Annotated in this window: 3 protein-coding genes; all 3 read right to left on the reverse strand. The window is 74.8% G+C overall.

All coding sequences use genetic code 11. The features are described 5' to 3' along the window. Window positions 1-81 precede the first annotated feature (81 nt). Window positions 82-1,083 (reverse strand): nucleoside triphosphate pyrophosphohydrolase, encoded by a 1,002-nt coding sequence (locus tag B9S61_RS02905; protein WP_103540771.1) that lies wholly within the window; start codon window positions 1,081-1,083, stop codon window positions 82-84. 126 nt (window positions 1,084-1,209) lie between these two features. Beyond that, window positions 1,210-1,860 carry a SurA N-terminal domain-containing protein gene (locus tag B9S61_RS02910; protein ID WP_103540772.1) on the reverse strand — a complete coding sequence of 217 codons (651 nt, stop codon included), beginning with the start codon at window positions 1,858-1,860 and terminating at the stop codon, window positions 1,210-1,212. A gap of 287 nt (window positions 1,861-2,147) precedes the next feature. Beyond that, window positions 2,148-2,718 (reverse strand): tol-pal system YbgF family protein (locus B9S61_RS02915; RefSeq protein WP_374936173.1); only part of this gene is annotated, 571 nt, incomplete at its 5' end.

Here is a 2,718-nt window from a genome sequence, read left to right on the forward strand (position 1 = left end):
CCGCTCGAGCGAAGCCGAGAGTGGGGGAGGGAAGGGGCGGCGGGGCGAAACCCCTTCTGCCCCGAGCGCCCGCTCCCCCGCTCAGCCCTCGCCCTCGCCCTCGCCACCCTCCGCGGAGCGGATCGCATCGCGGTACACCCGCGCCGCCGCCCGCAGCGCCGCCTCCGGGTCCTCCCCCTCCGCCTCGGCCCGCGCGGCCAGCGCCAGCAGCTCGTAGCCGATCCCCTCCCCCGCCGGCAACGGCACGTCCAGCCCCGCCGTCCGCGCCCGCGACGCCAGCTTCGCCGCAAGCGCCAGCCCCGGCTGCCCCAGCGGCACCCCCTCCGTCACCGAACTGCGGCGCTTCTCCTCCGCCTTCGTGCGCAGCCAGTGCGCCTTGACGTCCTCCGGGGTGTCCGCCGTCTCCTCGCCGAAGACATGCGGGTGCCGGTGGATCAGCTTGGCCACGATGCCGCCCGCCACGTCGTCCACGGAGAACGGCTCCTCCGGGTGCTCCTCGGCGATCCGGGCGTGGAAGACCACCTGGAGGAGCACGTCCCCGAGCTCCTCCCGCAGCTCCTGCCGGTCACCCTCCTCGATGGCCTCGACGAGTTCGTACGCCTCCTCGATGCCGTACTTCGCGAGGCCCTTGTGGGTCTGCCGGGACGACCACGGGCACTCCGCCCGGATGCGGTCCATCACCTGCACGAGGTCGAGCAGACGGGCGCCCGGCAGGTCGTAGGAGGCGGGCAGCAGCTCCAGCTCGGGCATCCGCACCCGGCCGGTCCCGGCCAGCCGCGCCAGTCCGTCGGTCAGCGCGGGCTCGCCCTCCCCCGTCGCCACGACCACCAGCGTCCGCCCGCCGGCGCAGCCGTCGACGATCTCCTGGGCGCTCGGCGAGGCCTCCTCGACCGGTATCCCCGCCTCCCGCAGGTACGGCAGCTGCGGATGGGCGCCGTCCGCGCACAGCACCCGGTCGGCCGCGTGCAGGAGCTGCCAGGCGGGCCAGGACAGCAGGCCGGGAGCGACGCGATGGCTGGTGGTGAGCAGGACGACACGGCCGGGGCCGTCCTGGGGCGTCGGTGCGGGGCTGAATGCGTTCACGGTCCGAAACTAGCCCACTCCACCGACAGCTCCCGAGTTGTCCACAGGCCGGTTTTGTCCACAGGCCTGACCGGCCCGGCCACCGGCCCGACCTGCCCGGAGCGGTGGTCCGCGGGCCCGCCCGGGTCAGAGGGCCGCGGGAGCCCCGGACGCCGCCGTCACGTCCTGCACCCACGGGGTCTTCGCGTCCACCCGGCTGCTCTTCTCCACGTCCCAGTCGCCGTAACGCGGGTTGAGGTCGACGTCGAGTTCCTTGCCGGCCTCGGACAGCGCCTGCCAGAACTCGGGCCGGCTGGTGTCCGTACCGAGCCGCTGGGCGAGCTTCTGGGCCTGGAGCTGGAGGCGGAGGTTCGCCTCCAGACGCTGCGGCGGAATGCCGTACTGCTGGAGCCAGGCGGCCTCCAGCGCCTCCGCACCGCCGGCCTGCTGTTCCAGACCGGACCGCATCTGCTGGATGTCGCGGTCCGTGACGGTCACGCCGGCGTCCCGCGCGGCACGCTCCAGCACCCGGTCCAGGACCATGCCGTGCAGGGTGTCGCGGGTCAGGCTGCCGGTCCGCGCGATGGCCTGCTGGTACTGCGCCTCGTCCGGGACGGCCGCCCGCTGCGCCTCGCGGACCTCCTCGACCCGGTTCTCCAGCTGCGACACGGTGATCCGCTCCCCGCCGACCACGGCCGCGGCACCGGGGTGGGCGTCGCTTCCGCAGGCGGTGAGCAGGGGTACCGCCGCGGCGATCGCGGCGGTGAGGAGGAGCGCGGTGCGACGGCGGCGGTGCAAGGAGACCTCCTGAGGAGAGCTTGTGCGGCGGTGCACAAAGTCTTGCGGTGATCGATGGTAGGCATCGGCCAAGCTCTGGCCAACCCATTCGACCAACGATTCACGGCGACTTCCGGTACCGCCGCGCCCCGCGGTCCTGCCGTACGGCCCCTTTGCGGCCCGCTGTCCCGCTATGCACCCACCCGCCGGCCGGCCTGTCCGCGGATGCGCGCGTCCGCCCTCCCGCCCTCCCGCGGGTCCGCGGGTCCGCGGGTCCGCGGGTCCCCACGCCAGGTCCGCGTGGGCGCCTATCCGCGCACCTGTCCGAGCCACTGCAGGGTCCGGCGGACCTCCGCGGCGAGCGGGTGCCCGGGCCCCTGGACGCGCTCCACGTCGTGCAGCAGCCGGGCCAGCGTGTCGTGGGCCGCGGCCCGGTCGCCGAGGGCGAGCAGCAGGTGGCCGATGCGGCGGCGGACGTCGTGGGCCAGTTGCGGGTCGCCGGCGGCCACGTACTGGTTCTCGTAGTACGCCAGCAGCGCCCGGTACTCCGCGAGCGCCGCCGCCGGTTCGCCGAGCTGCTCCAGGCACTGGGCGGCCTCGTAGCGGTAGCGCAGCGACTGCGGGTCCGCCTGGCCGGCCTCGGCGGCGCGTTCCTCGGCGAGCCGGCGCAGTTCGGGCAGGGCCCGCCGGTACTGGCCGTCGTCCAGCAGCGTGGCCGCGTACTGCTTGCGCAGGGTGCGCACGACCGGGGAGTGCTCGCCGTGCTGGTCGGCGGCGACGGGCAGGATCGAGCCGAGGATGTCGACGGCGTGCGTGATGCGGCCCTCGCCGAGCAGCCGCTTCACCTCGTCCACGGCGGCGGCGACGTCCGCCTTCCCC

The sequence above is a fragment of the Streptomyces sp. SM1 genome (assembly GCF_002910825.1).
GTDB classification, from domain to species: Bacteria; Actinomycetota; Actinomycetes; order Streptomycetales; family Streptomycetaceae; genus Streptomyces; species Streptomyces okerensis.